The organism is Kineococcus haloalkalitolerans (assembly GCF_050871905.1).
In the GTDB taxonomy this organism is placed as follows: Bacteria; Actinomycetota; Actinomycetes; order Actinomycetales; family Kineococcaceae; genus Kineococcus.
Genome location: NZ_JBJLSH010000008.1, coordinates 15125 through 39804, shown reverse-complemented (window position 1 = coordinate 39804; position 24680 = coordinate 15125). Strand labels below are relative to the sequence as shown.

Below are 24680 nucleotides of genomic sequence, written 5' to 3'. Positions count from 1 at the left end.
CGCGCCTACCCTCCTGCGGTGACCACCCCGCCCCCGCCCACGCCCCCGACCGGCGCCCCCGCGGCTGCGGACCGCCCCCTCGTCGGGGTCCTGGCCCTGCAGGGCGACGTGCGCGAGCACCTGGCCGCGCTCGAGGCCGGTGGCGCCCGCGCGGTCCGCGTGCGCCGCCCCGCCGAGCTGGAGGCGGTCGACGGCCTCGTGCTGCCCGGCGGGGAGTCGACGACCATCGACCGGCTGCTGCGCACCTTCGAGCTGCGCGAGCCGCTGCGCCGGCGCGTCGCGCAGGGGCTGCCCGTCTACGGCTCGTGCGCGGGCATGATCCTGCTGGCCGACCGGGTGCTGGACGGCGCGCCGGACCAGCGGACCCTCGGCGGGCTGGACGTCACGGTGCGCCGCAACGCCTTCGGCCGGCAGGTGGAGAGCTGGGAGGAGGACCTCCCGCTGGACGCGCTGACCGGGGACGGCCCGCCGGTGCGGGCCGTCTTCATCCGCGCGCCGTGGGTGGAGGACGCCGGACCGGACGTGGAGGTCCTCGCGCGCGTGGGCAGCGGCCCGGCCGCGGGTAGGATCGTCGCGGTGCGGCACGGCGCTCTGCTGGCGACGTCGTTCCACCCCGAGATCACCGGGGACGACCGGGTGCACCGCGGCTTCGTGGCGATGGTGCGCGAGCGGGTCGGGGGACGGGCGGCGCAGGACGCCTGACGCGGCGAGCCCGAGCAGGTCCCCAGCACGTCCCGAAGCAGGTCCCGAGCACGTCCCGAGCGCGAGCCGGGGCGGACACAGGCGGAGGTAGCACGATGTCCGGCCACTCCAAGTGGGCGACGACCAAGCACAAGAAGGCCGTCATCGACGCCAAGCGCGGCAAGATGTTCGCGCGCCTCATCAAGAACATCGAGGTCGCGGCGCGCACCGGCGGGGGCGACCCGGCCGGCAACCCGACGCTCTTCGACGCCATCCAGAAGGCCAAGAAGTCGTCCGTGCCCGCCGACAACATCGACCGCGCCGTCAAGCGCGGCTCGGGCGCGGAGGCCGGCGGCGCCGACTGGCAGACGATCATGTACGAGGGCTACGGCCCCAACGGCGTCGCCCTCCTCGTGGAGTGCCTCACCGACAACAAGAACCGCGCGGCCATGGAGGTCCGCACGGCCATGACGCGCAACGGCGGCTCGATGGCCGACCCCGGCAGCGTGTCGTACATGTTCAGCCGCAAGGGCGTCGTCGTCATCGGCAAGGAGGGCACGGACCTCACCGAGGACGACGTGCTCACCGCCGTGCTCGAGGCCGGCGCGGAGGAGGTCAGCGACCAGGGCGACACCTTCGAGGTGGTCAGCGAGGCCACCGACCTGGTGGCCGTGCGCGAGGCCCTGCAGGCCGCCGGCATCGACTACGACTCCGCCGACGCCAGCTTCGTGCCCAGCGTGCAGGTGCCGCTGGACGCCGACGGCGCCACCAAGGTGTTCAAGCTCGTCGACGCCCTCGACGACTGCGACGACGTGCAGAACGTGTACGCGAACTACGACGTCTCCGACGACGTCATGGCGGCCCTCGAGGACGCCTGAGCGAGCGCGCCGCCCGGCCCCGCCCCCGCGAGCGTGCGAGGGTGGGGCCGTGCGCGTGCTGGCGGTGGACCCGGGGCTGACCCGCTGCGGCCTGGGCGTCGTCGACTCCGGTCGCGGCCGCCGTCCCGTCGCGGTCGACGTGGGCGTGGTGCGCACCCCGGCGACCGACCCGGTCGAGCAGCGGCTGCTGGCGATCAGCGAGGGCCTGGACGCGTGGCTGGACCGGCACGCCCCGGACGTCGTGGCCGTCGAGCGGGTCTTCGCCCAGTCCAACGTGCGCTCGGTGATGGGCACCGCCCAGGCCGCCGGGCTCGTGCTCGTGGCCGCAGCCCGGCGCGGGCTGCCGGTGGCCATGCACACGCCCAGCGAGGTCAAGGCCGCCGTGACGGGGTCCGGGCGCGCGGAGAAGCAGCAGGTCACCGCGATGGTGACGCGCATCCTCGGCCTGGCGGAGGCGCCGAAGCCCGCCGACGCCGCCGATGCCCTCGCGCTGGCCCTGTGCCACCTGTGGCGCGGCGGGGGCGCCTCCCGGCTGGAGGACGCCGCCCACCGCGCGCTGGTCACCGGCCGGCGCAACGCCTACGCCGAGGCCGAGCGGGCCGCGCGTCGGGCCGGGGCCGTCGCCCGCTGACCGGGCCGACCGGCCCGATCGGCGCCGGGCCGCCGCGCCCGCGCCTCAGCGCACGTGCCGGCGCAGGAAGCCCGTCGTGCGCTCCCAGGCCAGCTCGGCGCTCTCCGGCCGGTAGTTCGGGCGCTCGTCGTTGTAGAAGGCGTGCGGCGCCGGGTACACCTGCAGGTCCACCTCGACGCCGGCCTGCTCGCGCACCCGCTCGGCCATGGCGCGCACCGCGTCCAGCGGCACCGAGGTGTCCTCGGCGCCGAAGTGGCCGAGCACCGGCGCCCGCAGCCCCGTGAAGTCCGTGTCCGGGCCGGGCACGCCGTACCAGGGCACGGCCGCCCCGATCCGCTCCCCCTGCTGCGCGGCGAGGCTGAGCACGAACGCGCCGCCCATGCAGAAGCCGACGGCCCCGACGGTGGCGGAGGTCGTCTCGGGCCGCTGCAGCAGGTACGTCACCGCGCCGGCCAGGTCGCGGGCGGCGCGGTCCGGCGGCAGCTCGGTCATGAAGCGCGCCGCCTCCTCGCTGTCGTGGGTGGTGCGCCCGCCGTACAGGTCGGGGGCCAGGGCGACGAAGCCCTCGGACGCCAGCCGGTCGGTGATCGCGACGACGTGGTCGGTCAGCCCCCACCACTCCTGGACGACCACCACGCCCGGCCCGCCGCCGTCGGCGGGCAGGGCGAGGTAGCCGTGCGCGTGGTCGGCGCCGGCGTCGTCGGTGGCGGGGAAGGTGACGTTCTGGCGCGGGTTCTCGTGCTGCTCGTGGCTCACCGGCCCGACTCTGCCGCCCCGGCGGTGATCGCGCAGCCCGTCGCCCCGCGGTGCCGCGCGCGGGCGGCGCGCCGACGTCCCCCGTGTCGCGGCGCCGCGCTAGCGTGGTCCCGTTCGTACAGGTGTTCGCGCGGGCCCCGCCCGGCGGGTGAGGGGGATCGGTGATCGCGTCGGTGCGCGGGCAGGTGCTCGCCGTGCGGCTGGACTCGGTGGTCGTCGAGGTGGGCGGCGCCGGGATCCTCGTGCAGGCCGCACCGGGCACGCTGGCCGGGCTGCGCGTGGGCGAGGAGGCGATGCTGGCCACGAGCCTGGTGGTGCGCGAGGACTCCCTGACGCTGTTCGGCTTCGCCGACGCCGACGAGCGGGAGGTGTTCGAAGTGCTGCAGACCGTCTCGGGGGTCGGGCCGCGCCTGGCGCTGGCGATGCTCGCGGTGCACCGGCCCGACGGGCTGCGCGCCGCCGTGGCCGCCGAGGACCACGCCGCGCTGGTGCGGGTGCCGGGCATCGGCAAGAAGGGCGCGCAGCGCATCTGCCTGGAGCTGGGCGACCGCCTCGGCCCGCCCTCCGACGGGCCGCTGCCGGCCGCCCCCGCCGCGGCCGCGGACGGCGCCGACCCGCGCACCCAGCAGGTGGTGGACGCCCTCGTCGGGCTGGGCTACCCCGTCAAGCAGGCCGGGGACGCCGTCGACGCGGTCCTCGCCGCCGACGACGCCGGAGCGGACGGCGGGGACGCCGGTGCGCTCGACGTCGCCGCGACGCTGCGCGCGGCCCTGCGCCGGCTGTCGGGCCGCTGATGAGCGGCTACGGCGAGGGTCGCCCCGGGGCGGGGGAGCGGCTGGTCACCGGCGGCGCCGACGAGCGCGAGCGGGCCGCCGAGAGCGCCCTGCGTCCGCACGGGCTGGAGGAGTTCGTCGGGCAGAAGGTGGTGCGCGAGCAGCTCTCGCTCGTCCTGGACGCCGCCCGCGCGCGCGGCGCGCCGAGCGACCACGTCCTCTTCTCCGGCCCGCCCGGCCTGGGCAAGACGACCCTGGCGATGATCGTGGCGTCGGAGATGGGCGCCCCCCTGCGCCAGTCCAGCGGTCCGGCCATCCAGCACGCCGGGGACCTGGCGGCCGTGCTGAGCTCCCTCGACGAGGGCGAGGTGCTCTTCCTCGACGAGATCCACCGCATGGCCCGGCCGGCGGAGGAGATGCTCTACATGGCGATGGAGGACTTCCGGGTCGACGTCGTCGTGGGCAAGGGCCCGGGGGCCACGGCCATCCCGCTGGAGCTGCCGCGGTTCACGCTGGTGGGGGCCACCACCCGCGCCGGCCTGCTGCCCGCGCCCCTGCGCGACCGCTTCGGCTTCACCGGCTACCTGGACTTCTACTCGCCCGAGGAGCTGGTGCAGGTGCTGCGCCGCTCCGCGAGCCTGCTGGGGGTGCAGCTGACGGCCGAGGGGGCCGCGGAGATCGGCGGGCGCTCGCGCGGGACGCCGCGCATCGCCAACCGGCTGCTGCGCCGCGTGCGCGACTGGGCGCAGGTGCGCGGCTCGGGCATCGTCGACCGCCGCGCCGCGCGGGCGGCCCTGGAGGTCTACGAGGTCGACGAGAAGGGCCTGGACCGCCTGGACCGGGCGGTCCTGGACGCCCTGTGCCGCCGCTTCGGCGGCGGGCCGGTCGGGCTGTCCACGCTGGCGGTCGTCGTGGGGGAGGAGGCCGAGACCGTCGAGACGGTCGCCGAGCCGTTCCTCGTGCGCGAGGGGCTGCTGGGGCGCACCCCGCGCGGGCGCGTCGCGCTGCCGCAGACGTGGCAGCACCTGGGGTTGACCCCGCCGCGCGACGCCGTCTGGCAGCTGCCGCTGGACGACGCGGACACCGGGGCGGACACCGGCGCGGAGGACGACGGGTAGCGAGCGGGGCGTGACGCGCCGCGGCGGGCGGCAGGGCCGGACGGGTGAGACGTCTAGACTCGCCGGGCGTCCGGCCGACGCCCGCCCGCGGACCTCCCCCGGGCGGGGCGTGGGCCCGCCGCGCCGGCACGGAGGTCGGCGTGTGCGCCGGTGAGCCGTCGTCCCACCGGTGCGGGAAGGGATGTCGTGGGTGGTGGAGGTGGTGGCCAGCTGGTCTTCCTGCTCCTCATGGTGGGCCTGCTGGTCTTCATGTTCAGCAGGACGCGCAAGCAGCAGCGGGCCCAGCAGGACCTGCAGAACAGCGTCGCGCCGGGGTCGGAGGTCATGACGACCTCGGGCGCGTACGGGACCGTCGTGGACGTGGAGGGCGACGTCGTCACCCTCGAGGTCGCCCCCGGCGTGCGCACGCGCTGGAGCCGCCGGGCGGTGGCGCGGGTCGTGACGGCCGTCGGGCCGGCGCCCGACGCGACCGCGGGCACCCCCGAGGCGGTGGACCCCGCCGAGGCGGGCGTGGACCTGCGCAAGGACCGTCCGGACGAGGCGGGCGGAGCGACGCGCGCCTGATCCGCAGCTGACGTCCTCGGGCACACAGACGTGACTGTTAGGACAAGAAGCGACCACGAACAGTGACAAGCTTGCTCTCGCCGGGGGACCACCCCCGGCGAGAGCCGTCCCGAGGTAACCAGTGTCCAACGACAGGCCACCCCAGCGCGCCCGCCGCGGCGCGCCCATCCGCCGACCCCACCACGGCCGCACCCTCGGGGTGCTCCTGCTCGTGGCGGCGATCCTCTTCGGCGCGGTCGGCGCCGGGGCGATCTGGTCCGACGCCCGCTGGGCGCCCGGTCTCGCCCTCGACCTCGAGGGCGGCACGCAGGTGCTGCTCACCCCGCGCCCGACCGCCGGTGGCGGTGAGGTCACCGAGGACCAGCTGCAGCAGGCGCGCAACATCATCGAGCAGCGCGTCAACGGCACCGGCATCAACGAGTCCGAGGTCAGCATCCAGGGCGGCGAGAACATCGTCGTCTCGATCCCCGGCCAGGCCACCCGCGCCCAGCTGGACCTCATCTCGCAGTCGTCGCAGCTGAGCATGCGCGTCGTGCTGGTCGCCGCCGAGGGCGCTCCCGCCCCGGCCGGGGACCCGGCCGCCGAGGACCCCGCCGCCGGCGACCCGGCCGCGGAGCCGGCGGACCCGGCCGCGGAGCCGGCGGACCCGGCCGACCCCGCGGTGCAGCCGACCGACGAGGCCGACGGCGCGGCGGCCCCGGCAGCGCTGCGCCAGGACACGGCCCCCGAACCCGCCGCCGAGCCGACCGGCGCGCCGGCCCCGGCCGCCCCCGAGGCCTCGCCCGCACCGCCGACGCTGGCCGACGTGGCGACCCCGCGGCCCACCCCCGGGCCGGGCCAGCCCACCGACAGCCCCGCCACCCCGCCGGCCGACGCCAGCGACCAGGCGTGGCTGACCGAGGACGTCGGCCGCCTGTTCACCGAGCTGGACTGCTCGGACCCGGCGAACCTCGCCGGCGGCACCGGCGGGACCGAGGACCCGGCGCTGCCGCTGGTCACCTGCTCGCAGGACGGCTCGGTCAAGTACGTCCTCGGCCCCGCGGAGATCCAGGGCACGCAGCTGACGGGCTCCTCGGCCCGCCAGGCCGTCAACCAGCAGGGCCAGCCGACCGGCGGCTGGGCCGTTGACCTGCAGTTCAACTCCGAGGGCGGTGACGCCTTCGAGGCGCTGACCGCCCGCATCAGCCAGCTGGAGCCCCCGCGCGACCAGTTCGCCGCCGTGCTCGACGGCCTCGTCGTCACGGCACCCTCGGTCAGCGGCACCATCCCCGGCGGCCGCGCCGAGATCACCGGCAACTTCACCCAGGAGAGCGCCGAAGCCCTCGCGCAGCAGCTGCGCTTCGGCGCCCTGCCGCTGTCCTTCGACGTGCAGTCCGAGGAGCAGCTGTCGGCGACCCTGGGCTCGGAGCAGCTGCGCAACGGGATCGTCGCGGGACTCGTCGGCCTGGCCCTCGTCGTGGCCTACTTCCTGCTGCAGTACCGGGCCCTCGGCCTGGTCACCGTCACCGCGCTCGTCGTGGCGGCGCTGCTGAACTGGGGCGTCATCCTGCTGCTGAGCTGGCTGCAGGGCTTCCGCCTCAGCCTGGCCGGCGTGGCCGGCCTCATCATCGCCATCGGCACCACGGCGGACTCGTTCATCATCTTCTTCGAGCGCGTGCGCGACGAGATCCGCGAGGGCCGCGTGCTCACCTCCGCCGTCGAGGCGGGCTGGCGGCGCGCGCGGCGCACGATCCTCATCTCCAACGCGGTCACCTTCATCTCCGCGGTCGTCCTGTACGTGCTGGCCGTGGGCAACGTCCGCGGCTTCGCGTACACGCTGGGCATCACCACGGTCATCGACCTCGTCGTCGTGGCCCTGTTCACCCACCCGGTGGTCGCGCTGCTGGCCCGCACGAAGTTCTTCGGCGGCGGGCACAAGTGGTCCGGCTTCGACCCCGAGCACCTCGGCTCCGTCGTCGCCCGCTCGGCGTGGCGGCACGGGCAGGTGCGCAAGACGGTGGCCCAGCTGCGCGCGGAGGAGCGCGAGAAGGCGCGCGCGGGCGCCGGCGGCGGCGGGGACGTGGAGGGCTCCGCGGGCGGCGGGGCGGCGGGACCGGACGGACCGGCGGCGAGCGAGCGGGGGAACGCCTGATGGGCATGGCGAAGCTGGGCAACCAGCTGTACACGGGCGAGCGGTCCTTCGACTTCGTCGGCCGCCGCAAGCGCTCCTACCTGGTCTCCGGGGTGGTGTTCCTGCTGTCCCTGGTGCTGCTGGTGGTGCCCGGGCTCACCTTCGGCATCGAGTTCGAGGGCGGCTCGGAGTTCCGCGTCAGCGGCGGTGCCGCGGCCGGCGAGCTGGTCGCCGCGGACGCGGTGCAGGAGGTCGTGCCCGGCACGGCCCCGCAGGTCACCACCGTCGGCCAGGGCGACGTGCGCGTGCAGACCGTCGAGCTGGACACCGCCCAGCTGGACGAGGTGCGCGCCTCGCTCGCGCAGGCCTACGACGTGCCGGTCTCGGACGTCACGTCCACGAGCATCGGGCCGAGCTGGGGCGCCAACGTGACCCGCCAGGCCCTCACGGCCCTGGTGGTGTTCTTCGCCATCGTGTCGCTGGTCATGGCCGTCTACTTCCGGGCCCTGGCGATGGCGGGGGCGGCGATGCTGGCCCTCGTCCACGACCTGGTCATCAGCGCCGGGATCTACGCGCTGGTGGGCTTCGAGGTGACCCCGGCGACCGTCATCGGCTTCCTGACGATCCTCGGCTACTCCCTGTACGACACGGTCGTCGTCTTCGACAAGGCCCGCGAGAACACCGACGCGGCCTTCCGGGACCGCGACCGCACCTTCGCCGAAGCCGCCAACCTGGCGATCAACCAGACGGTCGTGCGCTCGGTCAACACCACGGTCGTGGCGATCCTGCCGGTCGCGGCGATCCTGTTCATCGGCGACTTCCTGCTGGGCGCGGGGACGCTGCGCGACATCAGCCTGGCGCTGTTCGTCGGCACGATCGTCGGCGCGGCCTCGTCGGTCTTCATCGCGACGCCGCTGCTGGTGGACCTGCGCCGGCGCGAGCGCGGGGTGCGGGCCCTGGACGCCGAGGTCGCCGAGCGCCGGGCCGCCGCGCCGGAGCCCGTGGGCGCCGGTCCGGCGAGCGGCGCGGCCGGTGCCGGCGGCACCGCGTGAGCGGAGCCCCGCCCCGCGGGTCCGGCGGTCCCGTACCGGACGCCGAGCGCGTGGCGGCGCTGGTCGCCGCGCGGGTGCGCGACGTGGCCGACTTCCCCAGCCCGGGCGTCGCCTTCAAGGACATCGCCCCGCTGCTGGCCGACGCGGCCGCCTTCGCGGCGGTGGTCGGGGCGCTGGCGCAACTGGCCCGCGAACGCGGTGCCACGGCCGTGGCCGGCATCGAGGCTCGCGGCTTCATGCTCGCCGCCCCCGTGGCCGAGCGCAGCGGCCTGGGCTTCCTGCCGGTGCGCAAGGCGGGCAAGATGCCGCCGCCGGTGCTGCGCCGGGAGTACGAGCTGGAGTACGGCTCGGCGGCCGTCGAGCTGCGCAGCGACCTCGTCGGCGCCGGGGACCGGGTGCTCGTCGTCGACGACGTCCTGGCCACCGGCGGCACGGCCCGCGCGGCGTGCGACCTGCTGGAGGAGGCGGGTGCGCGGGTCGCCGGGGTGGCGGTGCTGCTGGAGCTGGCCGCGCTGGGCGGCCGGGCCCGCCTGACGGCCGACTGCACCGCCCTGCTCGTCGTCTGAGCCCACCCGGCGCGGGGTCCGCACGGGTGGTGGCGCCCGCGCGGGACACCCGCGGCGGCCCGGCTCCTAGACTGGTCGGGATCGAGAGTGGAGGACGCCATGGCGGACGGCACCGACAGCACCGGCGTCGGCGTGCGCCCGGACCAGCCCGGGCCCGCGGGGCCCGCGCGCCCGGGCGCCGCGGGCGGCGGCGCCGTGGACGGCGCGGACGGCGCGGCGGCACCCCTGCCGGCCCCCGCCGAGCCCGCCGAGCAGGCCGGCGCCCGCCGCGGCCCGCGCCCGGCGGAACCGGCGCACACCGGGCCGGTGACGGCCGGCCGGATGCTCTCCCGGCTGGCGCGCTTCGGCCAGCACCGCCAGCCCAGCGTCTCCCCGGTGCTGGAACCCCTGCTGCGCACGGTGCGCACCACCCACCCCAAGGCCGACCTGTCGGTGGTCGAGCGCGCCTTCCAGCGTGCCGAGCGCGCCCACGACGGGCAGCGCCGCAAGTCCGGCGACCCCTACATCACGCACCCCGTGGCGGTCGCCACGATCCTCGCCGAGCTGGGCATGACGCCCTCCACGCTGGCCGCGGCGCTGCTGCACGACACGGTCGAGGACACCGACTACTCCCTGGACGACCTGCGCCGCGACTTCGGCGACGAGATCGCCCTGCTCGTCGACGGCGTCACGAAGCTGGACAAGGTCACCTACGGCGAGGCGGCCCAGTCCGAGACGGTCCGCAAGATGATCGTGGCGATGGCCAAGGACATCCGCGTCCTGGTCATCAAGCTGGCCGACCGCCTGCACAACGCCCGCACCTGGCGGTACGTGTCCGCCTCCTCGGCCGAGCGCAAGGCGCGCGAGACGCTGGAGATCTACGCGCCGCTGGCGCACCGGCTGGGCATGAACACCATCAAGTGGGAGCTGGAGGACCTGTCGTTCGCGACGGTCTACCCCAAGCGCTTCGACGAGATCGTGCGCCTGGTCGCCGAGCGCGCGCCCGCGCGCGAGGAGTACCTGGCCGGGGTGCGCCACCAGATCGACGAGGACCTCAAGGCCGCGCGCATCCGGGCCACCGTGACGGGCCGGCCGAAGCACTACTACTCGATCTACCAGAAGATGATCGTCCGCGGTCGCGACTTCGCGGAGATCTACGACCTGGTCGGCGTGCGGGTCCTGGTGGACTCCGTGCGCGACTGCTACGCCGTCCTCGGCGCCCTGCACGCGCGGTGGAACCCGGTCCCCGGCCGGTTCAAGGACTACATCGCGATGCCCAAGTTCAACATGTACCAGTCGCTGCACACGACGGTGATCGGGCCGCAGGGCAAGCCCGTCGAGGTGCAGATCCGCACCCACCTCATGCACCGGCGCGCCGAGTACGGCGTGGCCGCGCACTGGAAGTACAAGGACGACGCGGGCACCCCGGGCAGCGGCCGGGGCGGGGAGATGACCTGGCTCAAGCAGGTCATCGACTGGCAGCAGGAGATGGCCGACCCCAGCGACTTCCTCGACTCGCTGCGCTTCGAGATCAACGCGAGCGAGGTGTTCGTCTTCACGCCCAAGGGCGACGTCATCGCGCTGCCGGCCGGCTCGACACCGGTCGACTTCGCCTACGCCGTCCACACCGAGGTCGGCCACCGCACGATGGGCGCGCGGGTCAACGGCAAGCTCGTGCCCCTGGAGTCGGCGCTCGACAACGGCGACCTGGTCGAGGTGTTCACCTCCAAGGCCGACGGCGCCGGACCCAGCCGCGACTGGCTGACGTTCGTCAAGAGCCCGCGGGCGCGGAACAAGATCCGCCAGCACTTCTCCAAGGAGCGGCGCGAGGAGGCCATCGACTCGGGCAAGGAGGCCATCGCCCGGGCGATGCGCAAGCAGCACCTGCCGCTGCAGCGCCTGATGTCGCACGACTCGCTCCTGCAGGTCGCGCGCGACCTGCACTACAGCGACGTGTCCGCCCTGTACGCGGCGGTGGGGGAGAGCCACGTCTCCGCCCAGCACGTCGTGGACCGGCTCGTGGTGGCCGTCGGCGGGGAGGCCGCCGCCGAGGAGGACCTGGCCGAGTCGACCACGCCGGGCCGGGCGCCGCGCACCTCGCGCGGCGCGCACGACGCCGGGGTCGTCGTCAGCGGCAGCGGCGACGTGTGGGTGAAGCTGGCCCGCTGCTGCACCCCGGTGCCGGGCGACCCCATCATCGGGTTCGTCACGCGCGGTGCCGGCGTCTCGGTGCACCGCGCGGACTGCGACAACGTCGACCGGCTGCGCGAGGAGCCGGAGCGCATCGTCTCCGTGACGTGGGCCGACAGCGCCTCACGCCTGTTCCTGGTGCAGATCCAGGTGGAGGCCCTGGACCGGGCGCGGCTGCTGTCCGACGTGACGCGCGTGCTGTCCGACAGCCACGTCAACATCCTGTCCGCGACGGTCAGCACGAGCCGGGACCGGGTGGCCCTGTCGAAGTTCTCCTTCGAGATGGCCGAGCCGAGCCACCTCGGGCACGTGCTGGCCGCCGTGCGGCGGGTCGACGGCGTCTTCGACGCCTACCGCGTCATGGCCTCGCGCCCGCGCACCTGACGCCGCCCGGCCCGCCCGGCCCGCCCGGGTCACGCGGGTGCCGCGGCCGGCTCGAGCGCCACCCGCGCGGCGCGGACCCCGCGCCGACGCCGCGCGCCCTCGGTGGCCCGCTGCACGTCGGCGGGGTCCAGGCCCTCCGGGCACGAGGCCAGCAGGGCCCCGCGCACCCGTCCCGCCCGCCCGGGCGCCGTGCGCGCCACGTCCACCAGGGTGCGCGCGGGGGTGGTGACGAGCAGACCGCCGACCTCGAGGAGGTCGGTGCGCGGCGGACGGCAGCGGGTGCGCTCGACCGGCAGCCCGGCGCGGGCGGCCAGCACCTGCGCGCGCGGACCGCCCGCTACCCACAACCGCTCCGGCACGCCGGCGGCGGCGCCGGCGTGCACCCAGGCCGCCGTCGGGCCGACGACCACCGCGCCCGCCCCGACGAGCAGGGCCAGGGCGCGCGCCCGCGTCGCCGCGTCCAGCGGCGCACCGGCGGCGACGACCACGTCGGCGACCAGGACGTGCAGCAGGCCGTCGCGCACGTCGCGGGCCGTGCCGGGGCGCTCCGCGGGGACCGGGCGCCACGGCAGGGTCGGGTCCGGCCGGTGCCCGCGCTGCAGCACCTCGCGCAGCCAGCGGTGCGGGTCGCCCGTCACCACCGGGTCCGCGTCAGCGGGTCCGGTGGTGACGGGCGGAAGGTCGGTCAGGAGGTCGGTCGGGAGGGCTCCGGGTCCGTCGAGCACCCCCGCAGTCCAGCCCACCCCGGCACCGGCACCGCCCTCCCGACCCGGCCGTCTGTGGACGGCCGGGTCGAGCGGTCCCTGGGGACCCCGGTGCTCAGCCCCGGACGTCGCGCAGCGTGGCCTGCGCGGCCTGCAGCCACTCGCGGCGCGTGCGCAGGGCTTCTTCCGCGCGGGCGAGGCGGCGGGCGTCACCGCGGCTGCGCGCCTCCTCCACGTCCGCCTCCAGGTCGCGGATGGCCGCCTCCAGCTGTCCGGCCACACCGCTGGCGCGCGCCGTCTTCTCCGGGTCGCTGCGTCGCCAGCGGGCCTGCTCGGCGTCGCGCACGGCGTTCTCCACGACCCGCAGGCGCGCCTCGATCCGCCCGAGGTCGCCGCGGGGCACCTTGCCGGCCGCCTCCCAGCGCTCCTGCACGCTGCGCAGGGCGCTCTTGGCCGCGCCGAGGTCCTTGACCGGCAGGATGGCCTCGGCCTCCACGAGCAGCTGCTCCTTGACCTCCAGGTTGGCGCGGAACTCGTGGTCGACCTCGTCGTTGGCCGCGGAGCGGGCGGCGTAGAAGACGTCCTGCGCGGCGCGGAAGCGGTCCCACAGGGCGTCGTCGTCCTTGCGGCCCAGCCGCCCGGCCGCCTTCCAGCGGTCCATCAGCGCCCGGTAGGCGTTGGAGGTGCCGCGCCAGTCGGTGGAGGTGGACAGCGCCTCCGCCTCGGCGACGAGCTTCTCCTTCTCGGCGCGGATGCCGGCGCGCTGCTCGCCGAGCGCGGCGAAGTGGTGCCGGCGCTTCTTGTCGAAGGCGCTGCGGGCGTGGCTGAACCGCTTCCACAGCTCGTCCTCGCTGCGCTTGTCCAGCCGACCTTCGCGCTGGGCGGCCTTCCACTCCTCGAACAGGGTGCGCAGCCGCTCGCCGGACTGGCGCCACTGCACCTTCTCGGGGTCCTGCTCGGCGATCCGCTCGGCCTCCTCGACGATGGCCGTGCGGGCGGTGCGCAGGCGCTCGCGGTTGGCGGCGCGGGCGCGGTCGGCGGCGGCGCGCGCCTCGTCGGCCACCGTGGCCAGGGCCTCCACGCGCGCGGCGAGCCCGTCCAGGTCGCCGACGGCGCGCGTCTCGGCGAGCGCCGTCCGCAGCCCGCTGACGCCGGCGACGATCTCCTTGCCGCCCAGCTCGGTGCTGCGCAGGCGCTGCTCGAAGAGGTCGACCTGGGCGACGAGCTCCTCGTACTTGCGCACGAAGTAGGCGAGCGCCTCCTCGGGCGTGGCGTCCGGGTACTGCCCGACCTCGTGCTCGCCGTCGTGGCGGCGCACCCAGACCGTGCCGGCCTCGTCCACGCGGCCGAAGGCGGCCGCGGCCTCGCGGTCGACGCTCGTGTGCGGGAGGTCGGCGGCGTGGTGCTCGAGCGCGGCCGGGCCCGGAGCGGGCGCGGCGGGGGCCGCGGGACGCGCGGCCAGGGCCGCCGGGCTGGGCGCGGGGCGGGGGACCGGGCGCGGAGCGGGCGCCGCCGCGTCCCCCACGGGCTCGGCCGCGTCCCCCACGGGCTCGGCGGGCGCGTCGCTCACGGGCTCGGCGGGCGCGTCGCTCACGGGCTCGGCGGGCTGCTCGGCCGGGCGATCACCGGTCTGCCCGGCGGCTCCCTCGCCCGTCCCGGCGTCGGCGGCGCCCTCCGGCGCGTCCTGCCCCCCGGACCCCTCCGCGGGTTCGCCGGAGCCGGTGGGCCCGTCGAGGACGCCGGGGGCGCCGGGGGCGTCGGGGGCGCCGTCCTGGGGCTCCGGGGTCGGGTCGGGACGCTGGGTGTCCGGGACGTCCGCGGGGGACACCGGCTCCTGGGGGTGCTCGCTCACGCGGGCCAGTCTAGGTGCGCTACCCCCGGACGGCGCAGGCCCTGACGCGGTGTGCCGACGACCTCGCGCAGCGTCGGTACCGGCGGACTGCCGCTGCCGTCCCCGGGCGCCCGCCGGGCGGCACCCGCCGGAGGCCCTAGGCTCGCCCGGTGCTCGTGGAGTCCCTGGAGGCCACCGCGTTCGGGACCAACTGCTACGTCCTGGCCCCGCAGCGCGGGGAGGAGTGCGTCGTCGTCGACCCCGGCGTGGGCGTGGCCGACCGGCTGGCCGAGCTGCTGCGCCGGCACCGGCTGCGGCCCGCGGCGGTGCTGCTGACCCACGGCCACCTCGACCACGTGCACTCCGTCACCCCGGTGTGCGGCGCGCACGGCGTGGCCGCCACCGTCCACGCCGACGACCGCCACCGCCTGCGCGACCCGCTGGCCGGCCTGGGCCCGCAGCTGCGGGCCGCGCTGGCCGCCTCCGGCGGCGCGGGCGCCTGGCGCGAGCCCGACGACGTGGTCACGGTCACCGACCGCGCCCGGCTGGAGGTGGCCGGCCTGCGCGTGGACGTCTCGCACGCCCCCGGGCACACGGAGGGCTCGGTCCTGTTCTCCGTCTCCCGCCCCGGCGAGCCGGACCTCCTGCTGGCCGGGGACGTCCTCTTCGCGGGGTCGATCGGGCGCACCGACCTGCCCGGCGGGGACCACCGGGCGATGCTGCGCAGCCTGCTGACCCGCGTCCTGCCCCTCGACGACGCCACCGACGTGCTGCCCGGCCACGGGCCGGCCACGACGATCGGGCGCGAGCGCCTCACCAACCCCCACCTCGTGCAGCTGGCCGCAGCTGCCGGAACGGAGCAGCAGTCCTGATGGCCGCGATGGCACGCCCCCGCCCGCTGTCCGGGTACCCCGAGCTCGGCCCCGCCCAGCGCATCGTCGAGCAGCAGGTGCTGGACACCCTGCGCGGGGTGTTCGAGCTGCACGGGTTCACCGGCATCGAGACCCGCGCGGTCGAGCCCCTGTCGCAGCTGCTGCGCAAGGGCGAGATCGACAAGGAGGTCTACGTCGTGCGCCGCCTGCACGAGGACCCCCGCTCCGGCGGCGTCCCGGCCGCCGAGGAGGACGGCGCCGCCGCGGCCGCGGACGTCCTGGCGCTGCACTTCGACCTGACGGTGCCCTTCGCCCGCTACGTGGTGGAGAACGCCGGGACGCTGCAGTTCCCCTTCAAGCGCTACCAGCTGCAGAAGGTGTGGCGCGGCGAGCGCCCCCAGGAGGGCCGCTACCGGGAGTTCTTGCAGGCCGACATCGACGTCGTGGGCCGCGACGTCCTGCCGTCCCACTACGAGGCGGAGATGGCCGCCGTCATGTCCGAGGCGCTGACGGCCCTGCCGCTGCCGGCGCTGCGCATGCAGGTGAACAACCGCAAGCTCATCGAGGGCTTCTACCGCGGCGTCGGCGCGGCCGACACCGCCGCCGTCATGCGCGCGGTGGACAAGCTCGACAAGGTCGGTCCGGACGGCGTGCGCGCCGAGCTGACCGCCGCGGCGGGCCTGTCGGAGGAGCAGGCCGACGCGTGCCTGGCGCTGGCGGGCCTGTCCGGCGACGACCCGACCGTCCTGGACCGGGTGCGGGCCCTCGGCGTCTCCGACCCGCTGCTGGAGGAGGGGATCGCCGACCTCGGCGCCGTGCTGGAGGCCACCGCCTCCCTGACGGGGGAGCGCTTCTCCGTCGTCGCAGACCTCAGCGTGGCGCGCGGGCTGGACTACTACACGGGCACCGTCTACGAGACGCGCATGAGCGGCTTCGAGTCGCTGGGCTCCATCTGCTCCGGCGGCCGCTACGACGCGCTGGCCTCGGACGGGCGCTCGACCTTCCCGGGCGTCGGCATCTCCTTCGGGGTGACGCGCGCGCTCGTGCCGCTGCTGGGCCGCGGTCTGCTGCGCGCCTCGCGCAGCACCCCCACGTGCGTCCTCGTCGCGCTCGTCGACGAGGAGGGCCGCGCCGCGGCCCGGCGCACGGCCGCGGCGCTGCGCGCGCGGGGGATCGCCGCCGAGGTGCACCCGGACGCGGCGAAGTTCGGCAAGCAGATCCGCTTCGCCGAGCGGCGCGGCATCCCGTTCGTGTGGTTCCCCGGTGCCGCCGACGGCGGCGGGGACCAGGTCCGCGACATCCGCTCCGGTGAGCAGGTCGACGCGGTCGCGGACGCCTGGGCGCCGCCCGAGCAGGACCTGCGGCCCCGGGTCGTCGCCGGCTGAGGGTGCGCCGGCCTGGTGCGCCCGGCCCCGGCTTGCCGGGCCGGCACCGCGGTGATCTGCTCGGCGCGTGGGCAGCGGAGCCGGTCCGGCGACCGCGCCGCGGGTCGTGCCGACGGCGGCGCGCTCGCGGGCGTGGATGGTGTCCCGCCGGGTCCTGGTGCTGCTCCTCGTCGTCTTCGTGGTGCTCGGGGGGACGGGACTGCTCGGCGTGCGGGACGCCGTCGCGCGGGCGTCCGGGGACGGGTGCGTCCTCGAGGTGCGCTACCCGCGCGTGGCCCGGGCGGGGCTGGACGTGCCGCTGCGGTACTCGGTCTCCTGCGCCCGGCCGCTGCCCGGGCAGGTCGTCCTGGGCGTGAGCCAGGACTACGCGACGATGTTCGAGGCGCAGGGCTTCGCGCCCGAGCCCGAGAGCCAGTCCGGCGACGGGACCACGACCTGGTTCACCGTCGCCGTCGAGCCGGGATCGCGCGACCTGGTCCTCGACGTGGACACCTACGTGCAGCCGTCGAGCCAGCGCGGCCGCGAGGCGGAGGTGGTCCTCCGGCTGGAGGACCGCGAGGTGGCGCGCACCTCGTTCCGCACGACCCTGCTGCCGTGAGGAGGAGGCCGTGGAGATCGTCGTCCGGGCCGTCGTGGTGTTCGCGTTCCTGTGGTTGCTCACCCGCGTCGTCGGGCGCTCGACGCTGGGGGAGCTGACGACGTTCGAGCTGCTCCTGTTCGTGACCATGGGCGACCTCGTGCAGCAGGCGGTCACGCAGCAGGACTACTCGCTGACCGCGGGGCTGCTGGCGGTGAGCGTCTTCGCCGTCCTGACCGTCGCCCTCTCGTGGACGACCTGGCGCTTCCCGCGCACCCGGCCGGTGCTGCAGGGGACGCCGCTGGTCCTCGTGCGCGACGGCGAGCCGGTGCTGGAGGCGCTGCGCAGCGAGCGCCTGTCGCTGGACGAGCTGCTCGCGGCGGCGCGCCAGCAGGGGGTGCGCGGCTTCGCGGAGATCGACCTGGCGGTGCTGGAGGTCAACGGCCGCCTGTCGTTCTTCCGGCGCAGCGGAGCCCCGGGGGACGGTGCGGGCGCCACCGAGCCGCCGCCCGCGGGCACCTGAGCGCGGCGGCCCGCGCGCGCCGCTCCCGTCAGCGCCCCGCGCCGCTCACCGCCCCCGCCGGCCGGGGCCCGCGGGGGTGCGCCAGCGCGGCCAGGCGGCGCAGGTCCCCCGACAGCCCGTCGGGCGCCCGGCCGCTGCGCCGGCCGCTGGTGAGGACGGGCTCGCCCGTCGTCGCCACGACCCGCCCGCCCGCGGCGGCCACGGCCTCCACCAGGGCGACGTCCTCGCCCACGGCCACGTCGGGGAACCCGCCGGCCGCCAGGTAGCGGTCGGCGCGCACCCCCAGGTTGGCCCCGTGCACGTGCGGGTGACCGTCCTCGCCGACGGCGGCGCGGTAGGCGGCCAGCCAGCGCGCGGGCGGGCGGGCCAGCCGCACGGTGCCGCGCACGAGGTCCGCGCCGGCGGCGGCGAGCAGCAGCTGGTGGCGCAGCCAGCCGGGCGGCACCCGGCTGTCCGCATCGGTGCAGGCGATCCAGACGGCAGCCGGGTACGCGACCGGTCCGGGCGCGGCGGCCAGGTCGCCCAGCGCGACCCGCACGCCCGCCGCCCGCGCCGCGCCGGCGCTGCCGGCCGCCACCTGCACGACGCGGGCACCGGCCGCCGCGGCCACCGCGGCGGTGCGGTCCCGGCAGCTGTCGGCGACCACGACGACGTCCGCGGGTGTCCTGGCGGCGGCGACCGCGCGGTCCAGGGCGGCCAGGCACCGCGGCAGGCGCCGCTCCTCGTCGCGCGCGGGCACGACGACGAGGACGCGCGCCACCGGCGGCGCGGCGGGGCTCACGGGACGAGCCCGCCCGCCCGGGCGACGGAGACGGCCGGCACGGGCACGAGCACGTCCAGGAGGAAGTCCTCCTCGACGTGGGAGACGAGGACCTCCAGCCCCGGCTCGGCCCGCAGCACCCGGTGCACCTCGTCGCCGGTGACGGGCTGGTCGACCGAGCGGTGCCGCCAGTGGCAGGCCACGAGCACCCCGTCGTGGGCCAGCGCGCCGGCGGCGAGCGCCGCGAGCCGGCGCAGGTCGGCGTGGTCGCAGTAGTAGGCGACCTCCGAGAGCACCACGAGGTCGTAGCGCTCCTCCGGCGCGGCCGTCCCCGGGGCGCTCGCGGGCCACTGCCCGGGGACCGTGGCGGGGACGACCTCCACGGGCACCGGCTGCCCGCCGGGCAGCAGCGGCGGGTCCGCGGCCAGGCGCGCCCGGGCGCGCTCGACGACGCTCGCGGAGGCGTCGCAGGCCAGCAGCCGGTCGCTGCGCGCGGCCAGCTCGGCCGTCAGCACCCCGGTGCTGCAGCCGACCTCCAGCGTGCGGCGGAACCGCTGCCGCGGCAGGCAGGCCAGCAGCAGGGCCCGCTTGCGCTGCTCGTACCAGCGGTCCTGCACGCCCCACGGGTCCTCGTCGTGGCGGGCGTAGAAGTCCTCGAACCAGGCCGCCCCCAGGGTCCCGGACACGACCGGGGTGCCCTCGGCCCGCTCGTCGTCGGCGGCCGGTGACGGCTCCGGGGCGAAGAACAGCTCCGCGGGCCGGGTGAAGTGCTCCAGCAGCCGCGGGGGCAGCAGGACCTCGTCGCCGGGCCGGTCGGACAGCGGGGCGACCTGGCTGACGTGCTCGGCCAGCGCGGAGCGCTTGCGCTCCAGCACCGGTGCGGGCAGCGGCAGCCGCAGGGCGCGGGCCCAGGGCAGGCGGGCGTCACCGGGCTCGGCCCAGTGCCACGCCCACACGGGGTGGTGCAGCAGGCGCGCGCCCGCGGCCGCGGCGGCGCGCCCGGCGGCCTCCCCGGCCGCGGCGTGGTCGGGGTGGCCGTCGCCGGTCCACACGCCGACCACGAGCGCTCCGGGAGCGTCCGGGGTGCCCGCGGTCCCGGCGGCGGGGGCGAGCAGGCCGGTGACGGCGGCGGTGACGGCGTCGACGTGCGCGGTCAGGGCGCCGTCGGGCAGGCCGAGGTGGTGCACGCGGGCGGCGGGGTCCAGCACGGCCACGGCGCGCCGGACCTCCTCGGCGCGCAGCCGGGCCAGCCGGGCCGGCGGGTGGGTGGGCGAGCACGGGTGGGAGGCGTCGCCGTCGGTGGCGACGACGACGTCGACACGGGCACCGGCGTCGGCCGCGGTGGCGACCAGCCCGCCGGCGCCGAGGGTCTCGTCGTCGGGGTGGGCGGCCACGACGACGAGGTGCTCCAGGCCGGTCAGGTCCACCTCGGGCAGCTCGTGCAGCCACGGCCACGCCGACCACCGCGCCGCGCTGGTGCCGGGACCGGAGGCCGTGAACTCCGGGACGCCGGCACCGGGTGCGCCGCCGCTCACCGCGGCCACCCGGACCCGTCCTGCGCGGGATCCGCGAGGTCCCCGCCGAGCGCGGCCACGTCGCGCTCGGCGTGGTGCTGGCGCAGGTACACGGTCAGGTCCGCGACCCGGGCGGCGTGCTCGGCGTCCAGGGTCAGCGGCGCCGGGCCGAGCGCGTGCCCGGTGCGGGCCAGCACGGCCTCGGCGGCCGCGGCCACCACGGAGCGGGTCCGCAGCGCCAGCCGGGCGCCCGCCGCCCCGGCCGCGCGGCCCGCGTCGACCTCGGCGGCGGCGTGCTCCAGCGCCAGCCGCGAGCGCCACAGGTCCAGGTCGTTCTCGCCGGCGTGCCAACGGGCGACCTGGTCCGGCTCGCGCCCGCCCGGGGCGGTCAGGGACCGCCCCAGCGCGGCGGCCACGGCGCTCGCACCGCCGTACCAGCAGGCCGCCACGCCGGCGCCGCCGTGCGCGAAGCCGGGCCGGTGCAGGTACCAGCCGTCCTCGCCGACGGGCGTGGCCGCCACGTCGTCGAAGTCGACCGGGCCGCTGGCGACGGCCCGCAGGCCGCGCGCGTGCCAGGCGCCCGGCACGACGCGCACGTCGGCGCCGCGCAGCGAGACCGCGAACAGGCGCCGGCCGGTGGGGGTGCGGGCCGTCACGAGGGCGTGCGAGAGGGCGCCGGCCAGCGAGCACCAGGGCTTGCGCCCGCTCAGCCGCCAGCCCGTGCCGCCGGGGCCGCCGACGCCGTCGGGGCGGGCGTCCAGCCGGGTGCCGGCCGCCTCGGCGGCGAAGACGCCCCACGTGGAACCGGGCGGGGCCAGGTCGGTCGCGCCGGCCTCGGCCAGCACCGCGAGGGCGTCGGTGTGGGCCTCCACGACACGGGCCAGCGTCAGGTCCCGCGCGGCCAGGCGGGCCAGCTCCTGCCAGCGCGCCAGGGTGCGCCCGGCACCGGGCAGCGGCAGGTCGGAGCGGGCGAGGGCGGCGGCCAGCGCCGCCTCCACGTGCGCCGCGTCGGAGACGGCCGCCCCGCCGCCGGGGTCCGCGGGGACGTCGGGGGGCGCGGTCGGGTTCGGCGCGGGCTGCACGGTGGCCTCCGGTCCGGCTCGGGAGCGCCGGGCAGCGGACCGGCGGCCGCTCGGGTGTCGACGGCTCCGCGACCGTAACCAGCGCCCCGGTGCGCCGCACGACGAGCGCCCGGCCCGGCCGGGGGGTGACCGTGCGCGACGGTTCACCCGAACGCCCGCTGCGAGCCGCTTCAGGTCCGCCGGGGCGTGACCGATGCGTACGGGGTCAGTGATGGACGGCGGCACCCGCGGTCCAGACCCTCCTCCGGAAGGACCGCGCCCCATGGCCAACGTCGACGCCACCCTCAAGGCCGCCCTCGAGATCGACGGCGCGACCGCCGTCGCGCTCGTGGACTACGAGAGCGGCATGTCCCTGGGCCAGGCCGGTGGCGGCAGCGTCGACCTCGACGTCGCCGCCGCGGGCAACACCGACGTCGTGCGCGCCAAGCTGCGCACGATGCAGCGCCTGGGCATCAACGAGCAGATCGAGGACATCCTCATCACGCTCGGCACGCAGATCCACCTGATCCGCCTCATCCAGAGCCAGTCCGGCCAGGGCCTGTTCCTGTACCTGGTCCTGAAGAAGGACTCCTCGAACCTGGCCATGGCCCGTCGCCAGCTCACCATCCTGGAGCGCGACCTGGCCATCTGAGCCGCCCGCCGGAGCAGTCCGGCACGGCTCAGCGGGTCGACGCACCGGGGCACCCACCGGTCCCGCCGTCCCACCCGTCCCACCGCCGCGCGGCACCGCGCGGCCGCCAGGAGGCAGCGCGTGAGCAGCCCCGTCAAGGTCGTCGTCACCGGTCCGTTCGGCGCCGGCAAGACGACGTTCGCCCGCTCGCTGTCGCCCGGCGGCCTCGTGACCACCGAGACCGGCGTCAGCGACGAGACCGCCGCGCTGAAGACGTCCACCACGGTGGCGCTGGACCACGCGAGCGTCGAGGTCGCGCCGCCGCCCGGCGCCGCCTGGCCGGCCCGGCGCGTGTCGCTGTTCGGCACCCCCGGCCAGGAGCGGTTCCGCTTCACCTGGGAGCTGCTGGCCCGCGGAATGGACGGCTACCTCGTCCTCGTCGACGCCAGCCGCGCTGCCAGCGTCGCCGAGGCCGCCGGCATCGTCGCCGCCTTCGCCCGCCTCGCGCCGGCCGTCCCGCGCCTGGTCGCCGTGAGCCGCTGGGAGCGGCCCGCGGCCACCCGCGCCGCCCTGGCGCAGCTGCTGGGCACCTCCCCGCAGGCCCTCGTGGCCTGCGACCCCCGCGACCCGGCGCAGTGCACGGCCGTCCTGCAGGTCCTGCTGGACGGTGTCCACGTCCTGGCCACCCGCCCACCCGCCCCCGCGGCGGCCCCCACGACCGCCCAGCCCGCCACCGACGGAGCACCCGCATGATCGTCAAGCAGCACGCCCTCCGGGTCTCGGCCGCGCTGCGGCGCGAGATCGACGGCGTCCGCCGGGTCGTCATCGCCCGCACCGACGGCCTCGCGTTCGCCGACGACGGCCCCGAGCACGACCACGAGGCGACGGCCGCGATCACCGCGACCGTGCTGGGCATCGCCCAGCGCGCGGCCGCCTCCAGCGGGCTGGGGGACTTCCGGACCACGACGGTGCGCGGCGCGGACGGGTGCCTGGTCGTGCACGCGGTGGACTCCACGCACCTGCTCGCGGTCGTCACGGACCCGATGGTCAACCTCGTGCTGCTGGACCGGGTGGCCGCCCGCCTCGTGGGCGACCTCGCCGGCGCCGAGGCCGGGGCGGTCCCCGCGCGCTGACGCGGGTCCCACCGGCCCCGTCCGCGGCCTCGTCCGCGACCTCGTCCGCGACCTCGTCCCCGGCATCGTCCGCGGCGACGGCCCGCGGTGACGGTCCGTAGGATCGTCCGGGCGCGAAGGACGCGCCGGGACGACAGGAGGGACCCCCGTGCTCCGCACCCACGAGGCCGGCACGCTGCGCGCCGGCCACGCCGGCCAGACCGTCACGCTCACCGGCTGGGTGGCGCGCCGGCGCGACCACGGCGGGGTGGCCTTCCTCGACCTGCGCGACGCCTCGGGCGTGGTGCAGGTCGTCGCGCGCGACGAGGTCCTCGACGCCGGCGGCGCGCACGAGCTGCGCAACGAGTACTGCGTGCGCGTCACGGGCCGGGTGCGGGTGCGCCCGGAGGGCAACGAGAACCCGAACCTGCCCACGGGCGCCGTCGAGGTCGACACCGAGGCGCTGGAGGTCCTCTCCGAGGCCGCGCCGCTGCCCTTCCAGGTCGACGACCGCATCGACGTCGGCGAGGAGGTGCGCCTGAAGCACCGCTACCTCGACCTGCGCCGCAGCGGCCCCGCGGCCGCCCTGCGCCTGCGCAGCGCCGTGAACAAGGCGGCCCGGGAGGTCCTCGACGCGCACGCCTTCACCGAGGTCGAGACGCCGACCCTGACCCGCTCCACCCCCGAGGGCGCCCGCGACTTCCTCGTCCCCGCGCGCCTGGCGCCGGGTTCCTGGTACGCGCTGCCGCAGAGCCCGCAGCTGTTCAAGCAGCTGCTCATGGTCGCCGGCCTCGAGCGGTACTACCAGATCGCCCGCTGCTACCGCGACGAGGACTTCCGCGCCGACCGGCAGCCGGAGTTCACCCAGCTCGACGTCGAGATGAGCTTCGTCGAGCAGGACGACGTCATCGCCCTGGCCGAGGAGGTCCTGGTGGCGCTGTGGCGGCTCGTCGGCGTCGAGCTGCCCACGCCCCTGCCGCGCACCACCTACGCCGAGGCGATGGCCCGCTACGGCAGCGACAAGCCGGACCTGCGCTTCGGCGTCGAGCTGACCGACTGCACGGAGTTCTTCGCCGACACCTCCTTCCGCGTGTTCCAGGCCCCCTACGTCGGCGCCGTGGTCATGCCCGGCGGCGCCTCCCAGCCGCGCAAGGCGCTGGACGCGTGGCAGGACTGGGCCAAGCAGCGCGGCGCGCGCGGCCTGGCGTACGTCCTCGTGGGCGAGGACGGCGAGCTGTCCGGTCCCGTCGCCAAGAACCTCTCCGAGACCGAGCGGGCGGGGATCGCCGCGCACGTGGGCGCCGCCCCGGGCGACTGCGTGTTCTTCGCCGCCGGCGCCGTGAACCCCTCCCGCGCCCTGCTGGGCGCCGCGCGCGGGGAGATCGCCCGCCGCTGCGGCCTGGTCGACGAGGACGCCTGGGCGTTCACCTGGGTGGTCGACGCCCCCATGTTCAAGCCGACCGCCGAGGACGACGACGTCGCGATCGGCACGGGCGGCTGGAACGCCGTGCACCACGCGTTCACCGCCCCCAAGCCCGAGCACCTGGCGACGTTCGACACCGACCCCGGCTCGGCGCTGACGAACGCCTACGACATCGTCTGCAACGGCAACGAGATCGGCGGCGGCTCGATCCGCATCCACCGCCGCGACGTGCAGGAGCGCGTGTTCTCCGTCATGGGGATCGACGCCGACGCCGCCCGCGAGAAGTTCGGGTTCCTGCTCGACGCGTTCTCCTACGGCGCCCCGCCGCACGGCGGCATCGCCTTCGGCTGGGACCGCATCGTCGCCCTGCTGGCCGGTGCGGACTCCATCCGCGAGGTCATCGCGTTCCCCAAGTCCGGCGGCGGGTTCGACCCGCTGACCTCCGCGCCGGCGCCCATCACGGCGCAGCAGCGCAAGGAGGCCGGCGTCGACGCGAAGCCCGAGCCGAAGTCCGGGTCGACGTCCGAGCCGCGCGCGGGCGAGCGGGCGGGCGCCTGAGGGGTCCCGGCCGCGCCGCCGCCGCCGCGGGGGCGGCGGCGCTCGCC

Annotated in this window: 24 protein-coding genes; 18 read left to right on the top strand and 6 right to left on the bottom strand. The window is 76.8% G+C overall.

Annotation, left to right across the window (positions count from 1 at the left end):
• The first annotated feature begins 18 nt into the window (after positions 1-18).
• The 3 genes from pdxT (at position 19) to ruvC (ending at position 2190) form a co-directional block, all read left to right on the top strand.
• Positions 19-702, top strand: coding sequence for a pyridoxal 5'-phosphate synthase glutaminase subunit PdxT (gene pdxT, locus ACRYMY_RS05220; RefSeq protein WP_432546212.1), 684 nt, complete (start codon positions 19-21; stop codon positions 700-702).
• Positions 703-797: 95 nt separating this feature from the next.
• The gene (locus ACRYMY_RS05215; RefSeq protein ID WP_369069489.1) at positions 798-1559 is read left to right on the top strand and encodes a YebC/PmpR family DNA-binding transcriptional regulator; all 762 of its coding nucleotides are present in this window, start codon (positions 798-800) and stop codon (positions 1557-1559) included.
• 49 nt (positions 1560-1608) lie between these two features.
• On the top strand, positions 1609-2190 hold the full coding sequence (gene ruvC, locus ACRYMY_RS05210; RefSeq protein ID WP_432546211.1) for a crossover junction endodeoxyribonuclease RuvC: 582 nt from the start codon (positions 1609-1611) through the stop codon (positions 2188-2190).
• A gap of 45 nt (positions 2191-2235) precedes the next feature.
• Here the strand turns inward: ruvC and ACRYMY_RS05205 are convergent, their stop codons facing one another.
• Complete coding sequence (locus ACRYMY_RS05205) at positions 2236-2946, bottom strand: dienelactone hydrolase family protein (protein WP_432546210.1); 711 nt, start codon at positions 2944-2946, stop codon at positions 2236-2238.
• 161 nt (positions 2947-3107) lie between these two features.
• On the opposite strand from ACRYMY_RS05205, the gene ruvA reads away from it, so the two are divergent.
• The 7 genes from ruvA (at position 3108) to ACRYMY_RS05170 (ending at position 11682) form a co-directional block, all read left to right on the top strand.
• Positions 3108-3740, top strand: a complete 633-nt coding sequence (gene ruvA / locus ACRYMY_RS05200) for a Holliday junction branch migration protein RuvA (RefSeq protein WP_432546209.1) — start codon at positions 3108-3110, stop codon at positions 3738-3740.
• On the top strand, positions 3740-4837 hold the full coding sequence (gene ruvB / locus ACRYMY_RS05195; RefSeq protein WP_432546208.1) for a Holliday junction branch migration DNA helicase RuvB: 1098 nt from the start codon (positions 3740-3742) through the stop codon (positions 4835-4837). Before ruvA ends, ruvB begins: the two co-directional genes overlap by 1 nt.
• Before the next feature lie 186 nt (positions 4838-5023).
• The gene (gene yajC / locus ACRYMY_RS05190; RefSeq protein ID WP_432546207.1) at positions 5024-5401 is read left to right on the top strand and encodes a preprotein translocase subunit YajC; all 378 of its coding nucleotides are present in this window, start codon (positions 5024-5026) and stop codon (positions 5399-5401) included.
• 199 nt (positions 5402-5600) lie between these two features.
• On the top strand, positions 5601-7532 hold the full coding sequence (gene secD / locus ACRYMY_RS05185) for a protein translocase subunit SecD (protein WP_432546206.1): 1932 nt from the start codon (positions 5601-5603) through the stop codon (positions 7530-7532).
• Positions 7532-8563: a protein translocase subunit SecF gene (gene secF / locus ACRYMY_RS05180; protein ID WP_432546205.1), complete on the top strand. Its 1032-nt coding sequence runs from the start codon at positions 7532-7534 to the stop codon at positions 8561-8563. The genes secD and secF overlap by 1 nt, the downstream gene beginning before the upstream one ends.
• A 50-nt stretch (positions 8564-8613) precedes the next feature.
• A complete protein-coding gene (locus tag ACRYMY_RS05175; RefSeq protein WP_432546204.1) occupies positions 8614-9129 on the top strand; it encodes an adenine phosphoribosyltransferase in 516 nt (171 codons plus the stop codon).
• A 99-nt stretch (positions 9130-9228) separates the two neighbouring features.
• Positions 9229-11682: a RelA/SpoT family protein gene (locus ACRYMY_RS05170; protein ID WP_432546203.1), complete on the top strand. Its 2454-nt coding sequence runs from the start codon at positions 9229-9231 to the stop codon at positions 11680-11682.
• Positions 11683-11711: 29 nt separating this feature from the next.
• On the opposite strand, the gene ACRYMY_RS05165 is transcribed toward ACRYMY_RS05170, so the two are convergent.
• Positions 11712-12320 carry a hypothetical protein gene (locus ACRYMY_RS05165; protein ID WP_432546202.1) on the bottom strand — a complete coding sequence of 203 codons (609 nt, stop codon included), beginning with the start codon at positions 12318-12320 and terminating at the stop codon, positions 11712-11714.
• Positions 12321-12501: 181 nt separating this feature from the next.
• Positions 12502-14238 (bottom strand): DUF349 domain-containing protein, encoded by a 1737-nt coding sequence (locus tag ACRYMY_RS05160; protein WP_432546201.1) that lies wholly within the window; start codon positions 14236-14238, stop codon positions 12502-12504.
• Between the two features lie 149 nt (positions 14239-14387).
• Between ACRYMY_RS05160 and ACRYMY_RS05155 the strand changes: the two genes are divergently transcribed.
• The 4 genes from ACRYMY_RS05155 to ACRYMY_RS05140 all read left to right on the top strand — a co-directional run bounded on the left by ACRYMY_RS05155 (position 14388) and on the right by ACRYMY_RS05140 (position 17574).
• Positions 14388-15089 carry an MBL fold metallo-hydrolase gene (locus ACRYMY_RS05155; RefSeq protein WP_432546200.1) on the top strand — a complete coding sequence of 234 codons (702 nt, stop codon included), beginning with the start codon at positions 14388-14390 and terminating at the stop codon, positions 15087-15089.
• Positions 15090-15097: 8 nt separating this feature from the next.
• Positions 15098-16474: a histidine--tRNA ligase gene (gene hisS, locus ACRYMY_RS05150; protein WP_432546265.1), complete on the top strand. Its 1377-nt coding sequence runs from the start codon at positions 15098-15100 to the stop codon at positions 16472-16474.
• A gap of 67 nt (positions 16475-16541) precedes the next feature.
• Complete coding sequence (locus tag ACRYMY_RS05145; protein ID WP_432546199.1) at positions 16542-17072, top strand: hypothetical protein; 531 nt, start codon at positions 16542-16544, stop codon at positions 17070-17072.
• A gap of 10 nt (positions 17073-17082) precedes the next feature.
• Complete coding sequence (locus ACRYMY_RS05140; protein WP_432546198.1) at positions 17083-17574, top strand: DUF421 domain-containing protein; 492 nt, start codon at positions 17083-17085, stop codon at positions 17572-17574.
• A 28-nt stretch (positions 17575-17602) separates the two neighbouring features.
• On the opposite strand, the gene ACRYMY_RS05135 is transcribed toward ACRYMY_RS05140, so the two are convergent.
• The 3 genes from ACRYMY_RS05135 to ACRYMY_RS05125 are packed head-to-tail and all read right to left on the bottom strand — an operon-like array spanning position 17603 to position 20930.
• Complete coding sequence (locus ACRYMY_RS05135) at positions 17603-18355, bottom strand: glycosyltransferase family 2 protein (protein WP_432546197.1); 753 nt, start codon at positions 18353-18355, stop codon at positions 17603-17605.
• Positions 18352-19878, bottom strand: a complete 1527-nt coding sequence (locus ACRYMY_RS05130; RefSeq protein ID WP_432546196.1) for a PIG-L family deacetylase — start codon at positions 19876-19878, stop codon at positions 18352-18354. The genes ACRYMY_RS05135 and ACRYMY_RS05130 overlap by 4 nt, the downstream gene beginning before the upstream one ends.
• A complete protein-coding gene (locus ACRYMY_RS05125; RefSeq protein WP_432546195.1) occupies positions 19866-20930 on the bottom strand; it encodes an acyl-CoA dehydrogenase in 1065 nt (354 codons plus the stop codon). Before ACRYMY_RS05125 ends, ACRYMY_RS05130 begins: the two co-directional genes overlap by 13 nt.
• Before the next feature lie 262 nt (positions 20931-21192).
• On the opposite strand from ACRYMY_RS05125, the gene ACRYMY_RS05120 reads away from it, so the two are divergent.
• The 4 genes from ACRYMY_RS05120 to aspS all read left to right on the top strand — a co-directional run bounded on the left by ACRYMY_RS05120 (position 21193) and on the right by aspS (position 24633).
• Positions 21193-21561, top strand: a complete 369-nt coding sequence (locus ACRYMY_RS05120) for a hypothetical protein (RefSeq protein ID WP_432546194.1) — start codon at positions 21193-21195, stop codon at positions 21559-21561.
• A gap of 120 nt (positions 21562-21681) precedes the next feature.
• Positions 21682-22293: a GTP-binding protein gene (locus tag ACRYMY_RS05115; RefSeq protein ID WP_432546193.1), complete on the top strand. Its 612-nt coding sequence runs from the start codon at positions 21682-21684 to the stop codon at positions 22291-22293.
• Positions 22290-22673, top strand: a complete 384-nt coding sequence (locus ACRYMY_RS05110; protein ID WP_432546192.1) for a roadblock/LC7 domain-containing protein — start codon at positions 22290-22292, stop codon at positions 22671-22673. The genes ACRYMY_RS05115 and ACRYMY_RS05110 overlap by 4 nt, the downstream gene beginning before the upstream one ends.
• Before the next feature lie 148 nt (positions 22674-22821).
• Positions 22822-24633: an aspartate--tRNA ligase gene (aspS, locus tag ACRYMY_RS05105; protein ID WP_432546191.1), complete on the top strand. Its 1812-nt coding sequence runs from the start codon at positions 22822-22824 to the stop codon at positions 24631-24633.
• Positions 24634-24680 lie beyond the last annotated feature (47 nt).